At 70.0% G+C, this 15728-nt stretch carries 17 protein-coding genes and 1 tRNA gene; 10 read left to right on the top strand and 8 right to left on the bottom strand.

All coding sequences use genetic code 11. From position 1 onward, the window contains the following. Window positions 1-23 precede the first annotated feature (23 nt). The gene (locus B042_RS22995) at window positions 24-1223 is read left to right on the top strand and encodes a site-specific integrase (RefSeq protein WP_051415653.1); all 1200 of its coding nucleotides are present in this window, start codon (window positions 24-26) and stop codon (window positions 1221-1223) included. Window positions 1224-1337: 114 nt separating this feature from the next. Here the strand turns inward: B042_RS22995 and B042_RS0112195 are convergent. Together B042_RS0112195 and B042_RS0112190 are read right to left on the bottom strand one after the other, a co-directional pair. Continuing rightward, window positions 1338-1411: transfer RNA gene (locus tag B042_RS0112195), tRNA-Pro, on the bottom strand. A gap of 76 nt (window positions 1412-1487) precedes the next feature. Continuing rightward, a complete protein-coding gene (locus tag B042_RS0112190; RefSeq protein ID WP_028648529.1) occupies window positions 1488-2408 on the bottom strand; it encodes a metallophosphoesterase in 921 nt (306 codons plus the stop codon). Between the two features lie 98 nt (window positions 2409-2506). On the opposite strand from B042_RS0112190, the gene B042_RS0112185 reads away from it, so the two are divergent. After that, a complete protein-coding gene (locus B042_RS0112185) occupies window positions 2507-2959 on the top strand; it encodes a GatB/YqeY domain-containing protein (RefSeq protein ID WP_028648528.1) in 453 nt (150 codons plus the stop codon). Window positions 2960-3013: 54 nt separating this feature from the next. Here B042_RS0112185 and B042_RS0112180 read toward each other — a convergent pair whose 3' ends face one another. Continuing rightward, window positions 3014-5386, bottom strand: a complete 2373-nt coding sequence (locus B042_RS0112180; RefSeq protein ID WP_028648527.1) for a transglycosylase domain-containing protein — start codon at window positions 5384-5386, stop codon at window positions 3014-3016. A gap of 422 nt (window positions 5387-5808) precedes the next feature. On the opposite strand from B042_RS0112180, the gene B042_RS0112175 reads away from it, so the two are divergent. Next, entirely contained in the window at window positions 5809-6126 is a 318-nt protein-coding gene (locus tag B042_RS0112175; protein WP_028648526.1) for a WhiB family transcriptional regulator, read from the top strand. A 3-nt stretch (window positions 6127-6129) separates the two neighbouring features. On the opposite strand, the gene B042_RS0112170 is transcribed toward B042_RS0112175, so the two are convergent. Continuing rightward, a complete protein-coding gene (locus B042_RS0112170; protein WP_028648525.1) occupies window positions 6130-7272 on the bottom strand; it encodes an ArsA family ATPase in 1143 nt (380 codons plus the stop codon). After that, window positions 7269-8291, bottom strand: a complete 1023-nt coding sequence (locus tag B042_RS0112165; RefSeq protein WP_028648524.1) for an ArsA-related P-loop ATPase — start codon at window positions 8289-8291, stop codon at window positions 7269-7271. The genes B042_RS0112170 and B042_RS0112165 overlap by 4 nt, the downstream gene beginning before the upstream one ends. Window positions 8292-8431: 140 nt before the next feature. Here B042_RS0112165 and B042_RS25000 point away from each other — a divergent pair, with 140 nt between their 5' ends. The 4 genes from B042_RS25000 (at window position 8432) to B042_RS0112145 (ending at window position 10829) form a co-directional block, all read left to right on the top strand. Next, complete coding sequence (locus B042_RS25000) at window positions 8432-8605, top strand: DUF4177 domain-containing protein (RefSeq protein ID WP_013156298.1); 174 nt, start codon at window positions 8432-8434, stop codon at window positions 8603-8605. Further along, complete coding sequence (locus tag B042_RS0112155) at window positions 8605-9069, top strand: RidA family protein (protein WP_028648523.1); 465 nt, start codon at window positions 8605-8607, stop codon at window positions 9067-9069. Before B042_RS25000 ends, B042_RS0112155 begins: the two co-directional genes overlap by 1 nt. A gap of 55 nt (window positions 9070-9124) precedes the next feature. Continuing rightward, entirely contained in the window at window positions 9125-9961 is an 837-nt protein-coding gene (locus tag B042_RS0112150; RefSeq protein WP_028648522.1) for an NUDIX domain-containing protein, read from the top strand. A 61-nt stretch (window positions 9962-10022) separates the two neighbouring features. After that, window positions 10023-10829, top strand: a complete 807-nt coding sequence (locus B042_RS0112145; protein WP_028648521.1) for an MBL fold metallo-hydrolase — start codon at window positions 10023-10025, stop codon at window positions 10827-10829. A gap of 94 nt (window positions 10830-10923) precedes the next feature. Here the strand turns inward: B042_RS0112145 and B042_RS0112140 are convergent, their stop codons facing one another. Continuing rightward, window positions 10924-11598, bottom strand: coding sequence for a Crp/Fnr family transcriptional regulator (locus tag B042_RS0112140; RefSeq protein ID WP_197024288.1), 675 nt, complete (start codon window positions 11596-11598; stop codon window positions 10924-10926). Window positions 11599-11899: 301 nt separating this feature from the next. Between B042_RS0112140 and nth the strand changes: the two genes are divergently transcribed. The 3 genes from nth (at window position 11900) to B042_RS0112125 (ending at window position 14636) form a co-directional block, all read left to right on the top strand. Then, complete coding sequence (gene nth / locus B042_RS0112135; protein WP_028648519.1) at window positions 11900-12643, top strand: endonuclease III; 744 nt, start codon at window positions 11900-11902, stop codon at window positions 12641-12643. 143 nt (window positions 12644-12786) lie between these two features. Further along, window positions 12787-13440, top strand: coding sequence for a CoA pyrophosphatase (locus tag B042_RS0112130; RefSeq protein WP_028648518.1), 654 nt, complete (start codon window positions 12787-12789; stop codon window positions 13438-13440). A 17-nt stretch (window positions 13441-13457) separates the two neighbouring features. After that, window positions 13458-14636 carry a MarP family serine protease gene (locus B042_RS0112125; protein ID WP_028648517.1) on the top strand — a complete coding sequence of 393 codons (1179 nt, stop codon included), beginning with the start codon at window positions 13458-13460 and terminating at the stop codon, window positions 14634-14636. 44 nt (window positions 14637-14680) lie between these two features. Here the strand turns inward: B042_RS0112125 and B042_RS0112120 are convergent, their stop codons facing one another. Together B042_RS0112120 and B042_RS0112115 are read right to left on the bottom strand one after the other, a co-directional pair. Then, complete coding sequence (locus B042_RS0112120) at window positions 14681-15235, bottom strand: ATP-binding protein (protein WP_028648516.1); 555 nt, start codon at window positions 15233-15235, stop codon at window positions 14681-14683. Between the two features lie 13 nt (window positions 15236-15248). Continuing rightward, window positions 15249-15596 (bottom strand): STAS domain-containing protein, encoded by a 348-nt coding sequence (locus B042_RS0112115; protein WP_028648515.1) that lies wholly within the window; start codon window positions 15594-15596, stop codon window positions 15249-15251. Window positions 15597-15728: the final 132 nt, after the last annotated feature.

Below are 15728 nucleotides of genomic sequence, written 5' to 3'. Positions count from 1 at the left end.
AACCCCCGAGAGGAACACCCCCTATGGCTCGCGCGTGGGTCTACGACCGCACCAAGGACAAGGCGTACGTGGAGGCGGTGAAGAAGGCCAAGGCGACCAAGCGCACACCTCCCGCGCGCTGGATGGTCCGCTATTACGACCCTTCCGGCCGGATCAAGAGCGGCGGCACGTTCAAGAAGAAGCCGGACGCGGAGAAGAAGCAGACCGAGATTGAGAACAGCCTTCATGAAGGCTCCTACCGCAACCCCCACGACGCCAAGGTCACCGTGACCGAGATGGCTGAGAAGTGGCTGAGCACGCGCACCGACATCAAGCGGTCGACCTGGTGGAAGTACCGGGGCCTCCTGGACGCGCACGTGCTGCCTCGCTGGGGAGAGCTTCCGATCTCGGCGGTGTACTCGGAAGACGTCGCCGTGTGGGTCGCCGAACTCCAGAAGCCGCGGGACGAGGGCGGGGCCAACCTGGGCACCTCACAGACCCGCCACGCCTACGGCGTTCTCTCCATGGTCCTGGAATGGTGTGTGCCGCGTCGCCTCCCCGCCAATCCCGCGCGTGGGGTGCCGCTTCCGAAGCCGAGTGAGGCCGAACACGTCTACCTCGATCACCTCCAGGTGGAGGCGCTGGCGGACGCGGCCAGATCTCTGCGAACGAAGTACGGCCAGATCGCCGCCGCCGCGAACATCAACCGGCCCCTCATCCTCCTCCTCGCCTACACGGGCCTGCGCTTCAACGAAGCCGCTGCGCTCCGGGTCGGCAGAGTGGATCTGGAGACACGGCGCATCCGGATCGTGACGGCCTTCGCCGAGGTGGAGGGCAGGCTTGTCGAACAGTCGCCCAAGACGGGCAAGAGTCGGACCGTGCCGATCCCGAAGTCCCTCGTCGCGGAGCTGCTTCCGCTCGTGCAGGGGCGGCCGGACTCGGCGCTGGTGTTCACCACCAAGAGGGGGAGTGAGGTACGTCTTCGGAACTGGCGCAACCGGGAGTTCGGCAAAGCGCTCAAAGCCGCTGGGCTCGACGGGATGGGCCTGACTCCGCACAAGCTGCGCCACACCGCCGCGTCACTGGCCATCGCGGCCGGCGCGGACGTCAAAGTCGTACAGGCGATGCTCGGACACGCCACCGCCACGATGACCCTGGACCGGTACGGGCACCTGTTCCCCGACCGCCTGGACGAGGTGGCCGAAGCGATGGACGCGGCTCGGCTGCGGGTGCTCGCTGCCTGAGAGACAGGGAGCACGACCCCCGCCGTGTGCAATGAATGTGCACTGCGGCTCTGAGGGCTCCATGCCCACACAACGAAGAACGGGTGCCCACCTGCGTGGACACCCGTTCCTTTGTCGGGGTGGCGGGATTTGAACCCACGACCTCTTCGTCCCGAACGAAGCGCGCTGCCAAGCTGCGCTACACCCCGAAGCAACGCCCCCAAGTCTAACGGACATGGGGAGTGCCCGGGTACGCTTTTTTCCTCGGAGCGGGCTGGCTCGGGCTCAGGAGGAGGCGACCAGGTCCAGCAGGGTCGCCTCCGGGCGGCAGCAGAACCGCACCGGTGCGGTCGGCGAGGTGCCCAGGCCGCCGGACACGTGCAGCCAAGCGCTGTCGTACCGGTGCAGGCCCCACGCGCGACGGCGGTCGATGCCGCAGTTGGTGACGAGGGTTCCGTAGAACGGCAGGCAGAGCTGCCCGCCGTGGGTGTGGCCCGCCAGCAGCAGTTGATAGCCGTCGGCGGCGAACCGGTCCAGGTTGGCGGGCTCGGGGGAGTGCAGCAGCCCGATCCGCAGGTCGGCGGCGGGGTCGGCGGGGCCGGCCACCTTGTCGTAGCGGTCCAGCCCGATGTGGGAGTCGTGCACCCCGGCCAAGGCGATGCCGGAACCGGCGGCCTTGAGTGAGCCCTTGCGGTTGTTCAGGTCCAGCCAGCCGGCCGAGGACATCCGCTCGCCCAGCTCACGCCAGGGCAGGTCCGGGACCCGGCGCTTCCTGTAGTCGGCGCGGCTCGTGCGCCACAGGTACCGGGCGGGGTTCTTCAGTTGCGGGGAGAACATGTCGTTGGAGCCGTACACGAACGCGCCGGGCCGGTCCAGGAGCGGGCCCAGGGCGTCGATGAACGGGTCGACGGCGTCCCGGTGCCCCAGGGAGTCGCCGGTGTTGACGACCAGGTCCGGTTCGTGTTCGGCCAGTCCCCGGATCCACTCGATGAGCATCCTCCTGCCGGGCGTCAGGTGCGCGTCGGCCAGGTGGAGGACGCGCAGCCGGTCGGCGCCCGGTGGCAGCAGTGGAAGCTCGTACCGGCGCAACCGGAACCAGTTGCGCTCGATCACCGACGCGTAGGCTACGCCCGCCACGCCGATCGCCGTTGTTGCGGCGGCCACGCGTCCGATTCCGCGTAGGATCCGCCTGCTGTCCGTACCCATCGGTTCCCTTCCGTTGGCCTGTTCCATGGTCCCAGAACCGCGGGGCGACGCGCGCGAACCGTTGGTGGCCCCGGGACGCTCCGCCGTAGGATCGGGCCATGTCCGAACTCAAAGACCGCCTCAAGAGCGACCTGACCACCGCCATGAAGGCGCGTGACCAGGTCCGCACATCGACCCTGCGCATGGTGCTCGCCGCCATCTCCACCGAGGAGGCCGCCGGCTCCTCCCAGCGCTCCCTCGGTGACGACGAGATCGTCAAGCTGCTCACCCGCGAGGCCAAGAAGCGCCGTGAGGCCGCTGAGGCGTTCGACAAGGGCGGGCGTGAGGAGCAGGCCGCGGCTGAGCGCGCCGAGAGCGAGGTCATCTCCGACTACCTGCCCCAGCAGCTCACCGACGACGAACTCGCCGCTCTGGTCTCCGCTGCGGTCGAGGAGACCGGGGCCGAGGGGCCGCGGGCGATGGGCGAGGTCATGAAGGTGGTCAACCCGCGTATCGCCGGACGGGCCGAGGGCAAGCGGGTGGCTGCCGAGGTCAAGCGCCAACTGTCCTGACACGCGTGGGGCGCGGAGGCGGCTGCCCGCCGCTTCCGCGCCCCGTCCGCTGTCCTACTCCTGGTCCTCCCGTGTCGTGCCGAGCCCGGCCGGCTGCACCGGGAACCACGTCTCGGGGTCGGAGTCCTCGGAGGCGACCCCGCCGCCGCTGCTCAGGAACACGTTCACCGTGGCACCCTCGGGCAGTCGGGTGCCCGGGTCGGGGTTGACCGCGGCGACCGAGCCCTCCGGCTCGGGTGAGCGGATCGGGTTCCCGGACACGTTCACCCGATAGCCGGCCGCCTCCAGGGCGCTGACCGCGGCGGCCTGCTCCATGCCCACGACGTTCGGCACCCCGCCGGTGTCGGTGGCCTCGCTGGTCGCCGCGGGCTGCCGGGGCGGCCGTGTGGAGCCGAACTCCGCAGGCGGGCCGGGCAGCGGCTCGACGGGCAGGCCCTCGTGGGCGTTCTCCATGGTCTGCTGCCAGATGGGGCCGGGGATCGTCGCCCCGTACACCACGGGGAAGTAGCGGTCGCCGATCTCGATGTTGCGCAGCGGGTACTGCTGTGGCCCGCGCGGGTCGCCGACGAAGACGGAGCTGGCCATGTGCCTGGTGAACCCGGCGAACCAGGCCGCGGCCGAACCGTCGGTGGTGCCGGTCTTGGCGGCCGCGGGGTGACTGATGGGCACGTTGGTGGTGGTGCCGCCGTTGAAGGTCTGCGACAGGATGTACGCCACACCGTCGGCCACGTTCTGGTCGAGCCGCCGTTCGCACTCGGGCGCGAATTCGAGCGTCGCGTCCGCCTGGTGGTCGACGATCTGGGTGATGGCCTGCGGCTCGCAGTAGATACCGCCCGAGGCGAAGGTCGCGTAGGCGTTGGACACCCGGAGGGGGGAGACCTCCTCACTGCCCAGGGTGAAGCTGTTGTTGGCCAGGGTGTTGGGGTTCTCCGTGAACCTGGTGCCGTCGGCGCGTTGCAGGCCGAGGGTCTCCGCCATCTGCATCACGTCGCACAGGCCGACCCGTGCCTGCAGCTGCGCGAAGTAGGTGTTGGAGGAGGCCTTGGCGCCGCCGATCATGTTGAGCGTGCCCGCGTTGCTGTCGCCCGCGTTGCTCACGGGCCAGTTCTGGAGCCTTCCGCCGTTGCAGGAGCGCTGGCCGGTCACCGTCAGCGACCCCGGAGCGGAGAAGCTGGTGTTGAACGGCAGCCCCTCGTCGAGGGCGGCGGCCAGCGTGATGGCCTTGAAGGTCGACCCGGCCTGGAAGCCGGTGCTGCCTCCCTGGGAGGCGTCGGTGGCGAAGTTGATGGAGGTCTCGCCGAGGCGGCTCTCGTCGGGGCCGTAGTTGCGGCTCTGCATCATGCCGAGGATGTGGCCGGTCCCCGGTTCGATGACCACCTGTGCGGCGACCTTGCGGGCCTCGTTCTCCCGGGGCACCCACTCGTCGACGGCCTCCTGACCGGCCTGCTGGGTCTGCGGGTCCAGGGTGGTGTGGATCTCCAGACCGGCGGTGCGCAGCCAGCGGGCCCGCTCGGTCTCGCTCTCGCCGAACTGAGGATCGGCCTCGATCTCGCGGACGATGTAGTCGCAGAAGAACGGCTGGTCGCTGGGGACGCAGCCGTTGGGGGCCGTGTCCAGGTCGCTCCAGTCCGTCTCGACGGCCTTGGCCTCATCGGCCTCGGACCGGGTGATGGCACCGCTGGCGACCATGCGGTCGAGCACCACGTTGCGGCGGTCCTCGGTCTGCTCGGGGAAGAAACGGGGGTTGTACAGGTAGGGGTAGCGGACCAGGCCCGCGATCGTGGCGGCCTCGTGCAGTTCCAGGTCGCTGGCGGGCTTGTGGAAGAAGTGCTGGGCGGCCGACTCGACCCCGTAGGCGCCGTCGCTGAAGTAGGCGATGTTCAGGTAGCCCTCAAGGATCTCGTCCTTGGTCATTCTCTGTTCCAGGGCCACGGCGTAGCGCAGCTCCCGGATCTTGCGGGCGATGGTCGTCTCACGGGCCTCCTCCAGCTCCTCCTGGGAGGTGGCGGACTCGATGAGGACGTTCTTCACGTACTGCTGGGTGATGGAGGAGGCACCCTCGGTGTCGCCGCCCAGGGTGCGGACGGCCGCGCGGAGGGTGCCGCTGAGGTCGATGCCGCCGTGTTCGTAGAAGCTGGCGTCCTCGATGGCGAGGATCGCGTCGACCATGACCGGTGAGACGTCGTCGAGGGCGACGAGTTCCCGGTTCTGGTCGAAGATCTCCGCGATGACGCCGCCCTCGGCGTCGTAGATCGTGGAGCGTTGGGGAGGAGGCGGTGTCTCCAGGTCACTCGGCATATCGAGGAATCCACTGGCGACGTCCCGCGCGGTGATTCCGGTGCCGCCGAGTGCCGGCAGGACCAGCAGGGCGACCAGGAGACCCGCGAGGGAGCTGACGACGACGAGTTGGCTGATTCTTTGAAGCAATGTCCCCTGACCCACCCCACCAGGCTAAGTGACCACGAGCACCTAAAAACAGTGCAATGTGGAACGGAGCGTGCGTAAGCGTGACGAATCGTCCACCGGGAGAGCAGACGGTTGCCCGCAGATCATCTTTTCATGGTTATCGCACTCGAACACGGTCACGGACGTGACCTTCACCCTCCGGAGACCTGGGCCGATGGCCCACCAGGCCCTCCGCCATGGCTCGAGCGGGCCATACCGGTGAGATGCCAGGGGGGTCGGTCGGGTTCTGGCGGCGGGGCGTTTGGATCCGTACGTTCGATGAACGGAAGGAGACCGGTTTTCTCAGTGGCCATCCCCCGCGGCAGCGGGAGCATACCGCCTTCCGGACACGCTCATGTCACACGAATCCCCAGGCCCGGCGTACGTGTATTGGGAGTAGGCACATGCGGACCGAACAGTGGACGTCCAGAGCGCGGTGCAGGGGTATCGACCCCGACGCGCTGTTCGTCCAGGGTGCGGCACAGAACCGCGCCAAGCTCATCTGCGGGGGCTGCCCGGTGCGTACGGAGTGCCTGTCCGACGCGCTCGACAACCGGGTCGAGTTCGGGGTGTGGGGTGGGATGACCGAACGCGAGCGCCGCGCGCTCCTGCGCAAGCACCCCGGGGTCCGGGACTGGGCGGCCGTGTTGGAGGAGGCCCGCCGCGGCGGCCACACCGACCTGGGCCGCTACGTGGGTAACCACGGGTTCGCCGCTCTCTGAGCGTCAGGCCCGTACGGGTCCGGCCAGTGCGGTGCCGATGGAGCGCAGCCCGTCGATGTCGTGCACGTCCTCCGCGAGCGCGGCCACCTCCGCCACGGGCAGCCCCGGATGCGCGGACAGCGCCTTCCCGCACAGCCGCCGCTCCCGCGCCCGCAGCCGCACCCGTTCCGCGTGCAGGCGCAGCGCGGCCGCGGCCAGGGCATGGTCCTCGCCGTCGCTCAGAGCCTCCGCGGCCCGCTCGGCCTCCTGGGCCGACAGGCGGCCGCCGTCGGGAAGGGGGTGGACACGGTTGACCACCAGTCCGGCCAGAGGCATCGAGTCGGCGGCCAGACGGTCGGTGAAGTAGGACGCCTCCCGGAGCGCGTCGGTGTCCGGGGCGGCCACCACCACGAACGCCGTGCCCGGCTCCTGGAGCAGACGGTAGGTCTGCTCCGCGCGTTGCTGGAACCCGCCGAACACCGTGTCGAAGGCGGAGACGAACGACCTCAGGTCATCGAGGAACCGGGCACCGACCAACTTGCCGATCACCGAGGCCACCAGGCCGAACCCCGACCCCAGCATCCGGAACGCGCCCTTGCCCGCGGGGGCGCTCAGGAACGTGATCAGCTTGCCGTCGAGGAATCGGCCCAGCCTCTTGGGCGCGTCCAGGAAGTCCAGGGCCGACCGGCTGGGAGGGGTGTCCACCACGATCAGGTCCCAGTCGCCGGACCGGCGGAGCTGGCCCAGCTTCTCCATCGCCATGTACTCCTGTGTGCCGGAGAAGCCGGTGGAGAGCGTCTTGTAGAACGGGTTGTCCAGGATCTGCCGCGCCCGCTCGGGGTCGGCGTGCTCCTCGATGACCTCGTCGAAGGTGCGCTTCATGTCCAGCATCATCGCGTGCATGGTGCCCCGGGCGCCCTCGGGCAGCGGCACCGGGCGAGGTGTCCCGTCCAGCGACTCCAACCCTAGCGACTGGGCCAGGCGTCGGGCGGGGTCCACGGTGATCACCACCGCGTGCCGACCGCGTTCCGCGGCACGCAGTCCCAGGGCCGCGGAGGTCGTGGTCTTGCCGACCCCGCCCGCCCCGCAGCACACCACGATCCGGGTCCGCGGGTCGTCGATGATCGCGTCCACGTCCAAGCGGGCGGGGCCCGACTCGGCGCTCATCGCACCGTCCCCTGCCTCTTCAGAGCGTCCGCCAGCCTCTCCAGGGCGGGCCAGGCTACCCCGCCCTCCACGTACGGCAGGTCCACCACCGGTCGGCCGACAGCGGCCAGGTCCTCCCGGGTCCGCCGTTCCAGACCCGCCCGGAGCGCGTGTGAGCGCACCTCACCGGACAGGGCTGCGGCGAGACCGGGCACATCGGCCAGCCCGGCCGCGGCGAGCCCCGGTACGAGCGCCGCTCCGTCAAAGCCCCCGTCCGCGGCGGTGGCCAGATCGTCCTCTCCCAGCAGGGGTGGCCGCACCATGTTCACGAACACCGATCCCGCGTGCAGCCCCAGCCCCTCGATCTCGGCGATCCCGTCCTTGCACTCCTGCACGGGCATCTCCTCCAACAGGGTCACGAAGTGCACCAGCGTCCGCTCCGAGCGGATGACGTCCATGACCTTGTCCGCGTGGCTCCGGACGGGCCCCACCCGGGCCAGCCCGGCCACCTCGGAGTTGACGTTGAGGAAGGGGCCGATGCGGCCGGTGGGCGGGGCGTCCATGACCACCGCGTCGTAGTGGAACGCGGCGGAGGCGCCCCCCGTTCCCCGGCGGTCCCCCGCGCGGCGGCGTGCCGCCTCGGTGGCCTTCCCGGTGAGCAGGACGTCGCGCAGTCCGGGGGCGACCGTGGTCGCGAAGTCGACGACCCCCAACCTGGTCAGGGCCCGTCCCGCGCGACCCATCCCGTAGAACATCGCCAGGTACTCCAGGAGCGCGGCCTCGGCGTCGGCCGCCAGGACGCACACGCGGCCGCCTCCGGGGAGGGCGATGAGTTCACGTTCCTCGGGGGGCAGTGGAGGCCGGCCCAGGAGGCCGGCGATCCCCTGTCGCCCCTCGACCTCCACGAGGAGCACCCGGCCCCCCTCAGCGGCCAGGGCCAGGGCGAGCGCCGTCGCCGCCGTGGTCTTGCCCGTCCCGCCCTTGCCCGTGACGATGTGCAATCGTGCGCGGGTCCCCCGTCCGAACTCAGCCTCGCTCACGCCACGGAGTCTACGTGTGTGTGCGCGGTCCGGTCGGGGACGCGGGCCGCACCGGCGGGTGCACAGGGTGAGTAAGGTGGCGGCGTTGACGTTCGGCCCGGTCGTCTCGGCGGGGCGCGGTTTCCGAGGGGGAGTTGCACATGAGCAAGTGGGAGTACCAGACGGTGGCTCTGCTGTCGCACGCCACCAAGCAGATCCTGGACAACTGGGGGGCGGACGGGTGGGAGCTCGTCAGTGTCGTGCCCGCGCCGCTCCCGGAGGGCACCGACCCGCGCAACCAGCAGTACGTGGCCTACATGAAGCGGGAGCTCTGATGGCCGTCACTCCGGAGGAGCGCATCGCCGACCTGGGACTGGCCCTTCCCGAGGTGGTGCCTCCGGTGGCCTCGTACGCGCCGACGGTGCGCTCCGGCGACCACGTGTACGTGGCGGGCCAACTGCCCTTCGTGGACGGTGCGCTGCCTGTCACGGGCAAGGTCGGCGACGGGGTCACGGCCGAGGTCGCCCGGGACATGGCCGCCCGGTGCGCGCTCAACGGCATCGCCGCGGTGCGCGCCGAGATCGGCGACCTGTCGAAGGTGGTGCGGGTGGTGAAGCTGACTGGTTTCGTGGCCAGCGCCCCCGACTTCACCGGGCAGCCCGGTGTGATCAACGGGGCCAGCGACCTGATCGGCCGTGTCTTCGGTGACGCCGGTGTCCACGCGCGCAGTGCCGTCGGCGCGGTGTCCCTGCCGTTGGACGCGCCGGTCGAGGTCGAGATGATCGTCGAGGTCCGCTGACCGGCCGTCCGACGAACCCGGTCCGCGGCGCGACCGTCCGGAGCAGGAGGGCAGGATGTCCGTCGAACAGGCGCCGCGGGGTGCCCCCGAAGCCAGGCCCGCGGCCACGGTGATGCTGCTCCGCTCCGCGGAGCGCGAGGGCGGGGAGGGCCTGGAGGTCCTGCTCATGCGCCGGGTGCGCTCCATGGGGTTCGCCCCGGGGGCCCACGTCTTCCCCGGAGGCGGGGTCGACGAGCGCGACGCCGACGGGGGCCTGCCCTGGACGGGGCCCTCCCCGCGGGACTGGGCTGGGACTCTGGGCACGGACGTGCGCACCGCACGGGCGCTCGTGTGCGCTGCGGTCCGCGAGACGTTCGAGGAGACCGGCGTCCTGCTCGCGGGCAGGCCCGGACGGGCCGAGGGGGAACCGATCACCCTCGACACCTCCACCGAGGAGTGGGAGCGGGACCGGCTGGGACTGATCGACCGCTCCCGCTCCTTCACGGAGGTGCTTGCGCGGCGCGGCCTGGTGCTGCGGTCGGAGTGGCTGCGTGCCTGGTCCCGCTGGATCACCCCCAGAACGGAGCCCAAGCGCTTCGACACCTGGTTCTTCGTCGCCGAACCGCCGCCCGGACAGGTGCCCCGCGACGTGGGCGGGGAGGCCGACGCCATCCGTTGGGCCGACCCCGCGGCCGTCCCCGCCGACTGGGAGGCGGGGCGGCTGTCGATGCTGCCGCCCACCCTGTTCTCGTGCGCCCAGTTGGCCGCCTGTCGCACCCTGGCAGGTGTACGCCGCGTTCAACGGGATATCGTCCCTTTTGAACCGGATGTTCGGGAGATCGACGGCCACCTCTGGGTCGTGGCCCCGGACGGGTCCCGCTATCCCCTGCCCCGACCGAAGAAGACCTCCTGAGGGACCCCGCGCCACGGCGCCCACACGGTCCGGTTCGGCCCCGGCGAGTGAGCGAGGTGCGATGAGGATCGACGGTTCCGGAACACTGCGCGCGAGCTGCGTGCTCTGCCCCAACCCCGGCCCGATGACGTTGGAGGGGACCAACACCTGGCTCCTGCGGGAGCCGGGGGCGCGCGGCGTCGTGGTCGTGGATCCCGGCCCGCACGAGGAGCGCCACCTGGAGCGCGTGGCGCGCATGGTGCAGGAGCAGGGCGCTCAGGTAACCATGTCCCTGGTGACCCACCGGCACGACGACCACACCGGGGGGATCCGTTACTTCTCGGAGCTGACCGGCGCCCCGGTCCACGCCGTCGACCCGCGGATGCGGGTGGGCGGAGCCGGGTTGGAGGACGGGGAGGTGATCTCCGTGGACGGTCTGGAACTGCGGGTGATCGCCACGCCGGGACACACCGACGACTCCGTGTGCCTGTTGCTGGAGTCCGACGACACCCTTCTGACCGGTGACACCGTCCTCGGCCACGGGACGCCGGTGATCGACGGTGACGACGGCCTGGCCCCCTACATGGACTCGCTGTACCGGCTGCGGGACCTTGTGCGCGAGTACCGGGTGCGGACGCTGCTGCCCGGGCACGGTCCGGTTCTCTCCTCCCCGCACGCGGTGCTCAGCTCCTACATCGACCACCGGGAGTCGCGACTGGAGCAGGTGCGGGTCGCCCTGAGATCGGGGGCGGCCAGTACCGGGGAGATCGTCGACAAGGTCTACCCGGACATCTCCGAGAAGATTCGTCTGGCCGCGCACTCGTCCGTGCGCGCCCAACTGCGCTACCTCGAACAGCACGGTGAGCTCCCCGAGGAGGTCGAGCTCTGATCGGCGGGTGGCTCCGGACAGCGCCGTGGCCGCCTACCCCGAGGAGGTAGCGGCCACCAGGCGACGCGGTCCTCACCTTGTCAGGTCACTACACCTAGCGGGCGCGGCGGCGCATGCGCTCGACGTCGAGCAGGACCACGGCCTTGGCCTCGATCCGCAGCCAGCCGCGCAGCGCGAATTCGGCCAGTGCCTTGTTCACCGTCTCACGGGAGGCGCCGACCAGTTGGGCGAGCTCCTCCTGGGTGAGGTCGTGGTGCACGTGCAGGCCGTCGTCGCTCTCCTTGCCGAACTTGTCGGCGAGTTCCAGCAGGGCCTTGGCCACGCGCCCGGGCACGTCGGTGAAGACCAGGTCGGCCATCACGTCGTTGGTACGGCGCAGCCGCTCGGCCAGGGCCTTGAGCAGCTGGAGGGAGACGTGCGGGCGGCTGGACAGGAACGGGCGCAGGTCGTCGTGTCCCAGGCCGGCCAGTACGGAGTCGGTGACCGCGACGACGCTCGCCGTGCGCGGGCGCGGGTCGAACAGCGACAGCTCACCGAACATCTCGCTCGGGCCGAGCACACTGAGCAGGTTCTCGCGGCCGTCCACCGCGGTGCGGGTGAGCTTCACCTTTCCGCTGAGGATCACGTAGAGGCGGTCGCCCTCGTCGCCCTCCCCGAACAGGGTCTGCCCGCGGCCGAGGCGTACTTCGTTGACCGAGGAGCGGAGCGCGGCCGTGTCCTCCTCGCCCAGCGCCTCGAACAGAGGAGCCTTCCGTAGAACCTCGTTGATCTCGTCCACTACTCGTCCTCCCAAAAACCCGACCGCCAACAGTGTGACGTATGTCGCACCCGGTTGTGAAACCAGGTCGTTGCCTCGGCTTGTCCGCCGGGAGATCGCACGCTCACAACAGCCGACGTCAGCCCATGCGATCTTAGTCGGAATCGGTCCGCATTCCGGGTGCCCCCCGCCGCTTTGCGGGCATCGGTGGCATAATCCCGGTTCCCGAGAGTCCCATGCCGCGCTCGTCCGGACCCACTCTCCCCCTCCCCGAGCGCCGGTACGGAGTGCTTGGGGCACCTATTCTGTGACGATGCCCCGTGAGACAGCAGATGGCAGTGCGGTGCCGGTCACACCGACCGGGGAGAGCCGGCTCGCACTGGTCCGCCGTGCCCGCAAGATGTACCGGGAGCTCGCCGAGCTGTATCCGGACGCACACTGCGAACTGAACTTCACGACCCCTCTGGAGCTGCTGGTCGCGACGATCCTGTCCGCCCAGTGCACGGACAAACGGGTCAACCAGGTCACCCCCGCGCTCTTCGCGCGCTACCCCGATGCCGAAGCCTACGCGTCGGCCCGGCGCGAGGAGCTGGAGGAGCTGATCCGTTCGACCGGCTTCTTCAGGTCCAAGGCCGGCAACCTCATCGGTCTGGCTCAGGCCCTGTGTGAGAAGCACGGCGGCGAGGTTCCTGGAAACCTCTCCGACCTGGTCAAACTACCGGGTGTTGGGCGTAAGACGGCAAACGTACTGCTCGGTAATGCCTTTGATGTGCCCGGAATCACGGTTGACACCCATTTCGGGCGTCTTGTCCGACGTTTCGGGTGGACCGGGGAACAGGACCCGGTGAAGGTCGAACACGAGATTGCCGCACTCTTCCCGCCCAGGGACTGGACGATGCTCTCGCACCGCGTCGTGTGGCACGGGCGCAGGGTCTGCCACGCCCGCAGGCCGGCCTGCGGGGCGTGCGGCCTCGCCCGGTGGTGCCCCTCCTTCGGGGAGGGGCCCACCGACGAGGCCACCGCCGTGAAGCTGCTGCGTATGCGTTCGTTCGCCTGAGATTTCGGGGCGAGCGCCGCAGGGGGACGCCGCGGGTTTGTACCCTGGTCAAGTGAGTGGGCACACACTCACCGTTCCCGGACGGGTTCGGTCACGCCCCGTCCACACAACCGGTGTGACGACCCCCAGAGCAGGTTTCCTTCATGAACTCGACACCGGGCTGGCTCACCGCTCTCGCTGAGTCGGCCAGGACCATGCCCGTCCCCCGCCGTATGCGCCCTCCGGAGACCGGAGGGCGCGAGTCGGCCGTACTCGTCCTCTTCGGTGAGGGGGAGACGGGGCCGGACCTGCTTCTCATCCAGCGCAACGAGGGTCTGCGCAGACACTCCGGGCAGCCCGCCTTCCCCGGCGGCCGCATCGAGCCCACTGACGCCTCACCCGAGGCGGCGGCACTGCGAGAGGCGGCGGAGGAGACCGGGGCGGAACCGGACGGGATCGACGTGGTCGGCCGCCTCCCCGAGCTGTACCTGCCCTTCAGCGACTTCCGCGTCATTCCCGTCCTGGGCTGGTGGCGCAGGCCGAGTGACGTGCGCCCCGTCGACATCGGCGAGGTCGCCGCGGTCTCCAGGGTGCCCGTCGCCGACCTCGCCGACCCAGGGAACCGGGTCCAGGTCCGCTACGGCGGTGATGGCGCGTGGGGCCCCGGCTTCCGTGTCGACGGCATGCTCGTGTGGGGGTTCACCGGCGCGGTCGTCGACGCCCTCCTCGGTCTGGGCGGATGGGAACTTCCCTGGCACCGGGAGGGTCTCACTGACGTGTTCGAAGCCACCCCGCACGGTCTCCGCCCGGTCGGGTGACGCTCTTGGAGGCCACCGTGCTCGACGTGATCCTGATGGTCCTGCTGCTGGTGTTCGCGGTGATCGGCTACAGGCAGGGGCTTATCGTCGGCGTCTTCAGTTTTGCGGGGTTCGTCGGCGGTGGTGTCCTCGCAGCGCTGACCGCACCCGGCCACATCCAGGAGTGGGTGGCCGACCCCGGGCGCCAGGCGCTGCTGGCGATCGCGGTGGTGTTCCTGGCCGCCGCCCTGGGCCAGTTCCTGCTCTCCTATCTGGGCACCTTGGTCCGCAACCGGGTCACCTGGGACTCGGCACGCGTCCTCGACGCCCTCGGCGGCGCGGTCGTCAGCGGGGTCTCGGTCCTGCTCGTGGCGTGGTTCATCGGCAGCACCGTGGCCAACTCGGCGCTGCCCTTCATCGCCGGCCAGGTCCAGGGCTCCCGCATCCTGCAGTCGGTGGACGCCGTGATGCCCGAGGCGGCGCACAGCGGGTTCACGACCTTTCGGGGGATCGTGGACCAGAGCGACTTCCCCCAGGTGTTCAGTGGGCTGGGGACCGGGGAACTGGCGGAGGTGGAGCCGCCCGACCCCGAGGTACTCACCACCCCCGAACTCATCGAGGCCAGCCACAGCGTGGTCAAGGTCCTGGGGACCGCCCCGGAGTGCCAGCGGCGGGTGGAGGGGACCGGGTTCGCCTACGGTGACGACCGGATCATGACCAACGCCCACGTGGTCGCCGGGGTCACCCGGGACCTGCGGGTGGTCACCCGGGACGGGCACCAGCTGGAGGCGACCCTGGTGCTGTTCGACCCGCAGCAGGACCTGGCCGTTCTCGACGTCCCCGGGCTGGAACTGACACCGCTGGAGTTCAACGGAGAGGCCGACGAGGGTGCCGACGCCGTCGTGGCCGGGTTCCCCCGCAACAGCGGCTTCACGGCCGTTCCAGCGCGTGTGAGGGCCCGCCAGACGGCCCAGGGGCCGGACTTCTACCACTCGCAGCAGGTGAGCCGGGAGATCTACCAGGTGCGGGCGGTGGTGCGTCCGGGCAACTCGGGCGGGCCGCTGCTGGCCCCCGACGGCACGGTGTACGGGGTGGTGTTCGCGGCGGCCACGAACGAGGACGAGACCGGCTACGTGCTCACAGCGGACGAGGTCGCGACCAACGCCGGAGCGGGGCTGACGGCGACGGCGGAGGTGTCGTCGCAGGTCTGTGACTGACACGAAAAGGGGCGCCCCGCAGCGGGGCACCCCTTCACACGGTTCTAGTTCGAGCTGGGGCCGTGCGCCTGCTCGGCCGCCATCGGCCAGCTCATCCGCACGACGGTCCCCTGGTCGCTGGGGTCGATCCTGACCTCGTCCGCGAGCCCGGTGATCACCGCCAGCCCCAAGCCGGGGGAGAAACCGGAGATCCCGCCGGGCGGGGTGTCGTCGCTGTCGAGGAAGAGCCCGTCGAGCACGGAGTTCACGGGGTCGGCGGCTCCGTCGGCGTCCTTGGCGGGCGCGCGGTCGGAGACGACGACCTCGAAGCGCTGCACCGTATGCCCGTTGGTGTGCGGTGCGGGGGCCGGGGCGTCACCGTCGGGGCCCCGTCCGGGCGCGGTCTTGGTGCCGTCGGTCATCTGGAGCAGGATCGGCTGTGTCGGGCAGTGCACCTTGTGCGCGGCCACCGCCCTGGAACACGCCTCACCGACCGCCAGCCTGATCTCGTCGATCGCCGCCGCCGCGATGCCGGCCCGGCGTGCGACGGTCGCGGCCATGAGCCGGGCCGTCCGCACGTGGGCCGGGAGCGCGCTGATCGTGAGCGTGATGGTTGCCATCGCTCTCTCTGGGCTACTTCGCCGAACGCTTGTCGATGGCGTCCTGTACTGAGTCGTGGATACCGAAGACCTTGGTCAGACCGGTGATCCGGAAGATCTTGAGAATGCGCTCCTGGGTGCAGACCAGGTCGAGCGTCCCGTCGTGCGCACGGACTCTCTTGAGCCCGCCCACGAGCACGCCGAGGCCCGTCGAGTCCAGGAACTCCACCTTCTCCATGTTGACCACGAGGTGGAAGTTGCCCTTGTTGACCAGGTCGATCAGCAGCTCGCGGAGACGGGGCGCGGTATAGACATCGATCTCACCTTCAACGACGACGATCTCGGTGTCGCCCTCGGTGTAATGATCAAGCTTCAGGTCCACTAGTCCTCCAGCGCCGAACCGCGAATAAACGCGAATGGTCTCTGCCGGGCGTTACCCCACCAGCACGCATTCAACCACGGGTACAGAGTGCGTCTCCCTGTGATGCACAGAAAAACGATGACACCGCGCCAC

Source organism: Nocardiopsis sp. CNT312 (genome assembly GCF_000515115.1).
GTDB lineage: Bacteria > Actinomycetota > Actinomycetes > Streptosporangiales > Streptosporangiaceae > Nocardiopsis.
The sequence above is the reverse complement of the archived record's forward strand: the minus strand, read 5'-3'. Positions and strand labels throughout refer to the sequence as shown.

Excerpts from the sequence above, each read along its gene's own strand:
- nth (WP_028648519.1), top strand. The coding sequence starts at position 11,900 with ATGCCCCGTGAGACAGCAGATGGCAGTGCGGTGCCGGTCACACCGACC.
- B042_RS0112145 (WP_028648521.1), top strand. The coding sequence starts at position 10,023 with ATGAGGATCGACGGTTCCGGAACACTGCGCGCGAGCTGCGTGCTCTGC.
- B042_RS0112150 (WP_028648522.1), top strand. The coding sequence starts at position 9,125 with ATGTCCGTCGAACAGGCGCCGCGGGGTGCCCCCGAAGCCAGGCCCGCG.
- B042_RS22995 (WP_051415653.1), top strand. The coding sequence starts at position 24 with ATGGCTCGCGCGTGGGTCTACGACCGCACCAAGGACAAGGCGTACGTG.
- B042_RS0112155 (WP_028648523.1), top strand. The coding sequence starts at position 8,605 with ATGGCCGTCACTCCGGAGGAGCGCATCGCCGACCTGGGACTGGCCCTT.
- B042_RS0112120 (WP_028648516.1), bottom strand. The coding sequence starts at position 15,235 with ATGGCAACCATCACGCTCACGATCAGCGCGCTCCCGGCCCACGTGCGG.
- B042_RS0112170 (WP_028648525.1), bottom strand. The coding sequence starts at position 7,272 with ATGAGCGCCGAGTCGGGCCCCGCCCGCTTGGACGTGGACGCGATCATC.
- B042_RS0112175 (WP_028648526.1), top strand. The coding sequence starts at position 5,809 with ATGCGGACCGAACAGTGGACGTCCAGAGCGCGGTGCAGGGGTATCGAC.
- B042_RS0112130 (WP_028648518.1), top strand. The coding sequence starts at position 12,787 with ATGAACTCGACACCGGGCTGGCTCACCGCTCTCGCTGAGTCGGCCAGG.
- B042_RS0112190 (WP_028648529.1), bottom strand. The coding sequence starts at position 2,408 with ATGGGTACGGACAGCAGGCGGATCCTACGCGGAATCGGACGCGTGGCC.
- B042_RS25000 (WP_013156298.1), top strand. The coding sequence starts at position 8,432 with ATGAGCAAGTGGGAGTACCAGACGGTGGCTCTGCTGTCGCACGCCACC.
- B042_RS0112185 (WP_028648528.1), top strand. The coding sequence starts at position 2,507 with ATGTCCGAACTCAAAGACCGCCTCAAGAGCGACCTGACCACCGCCATG.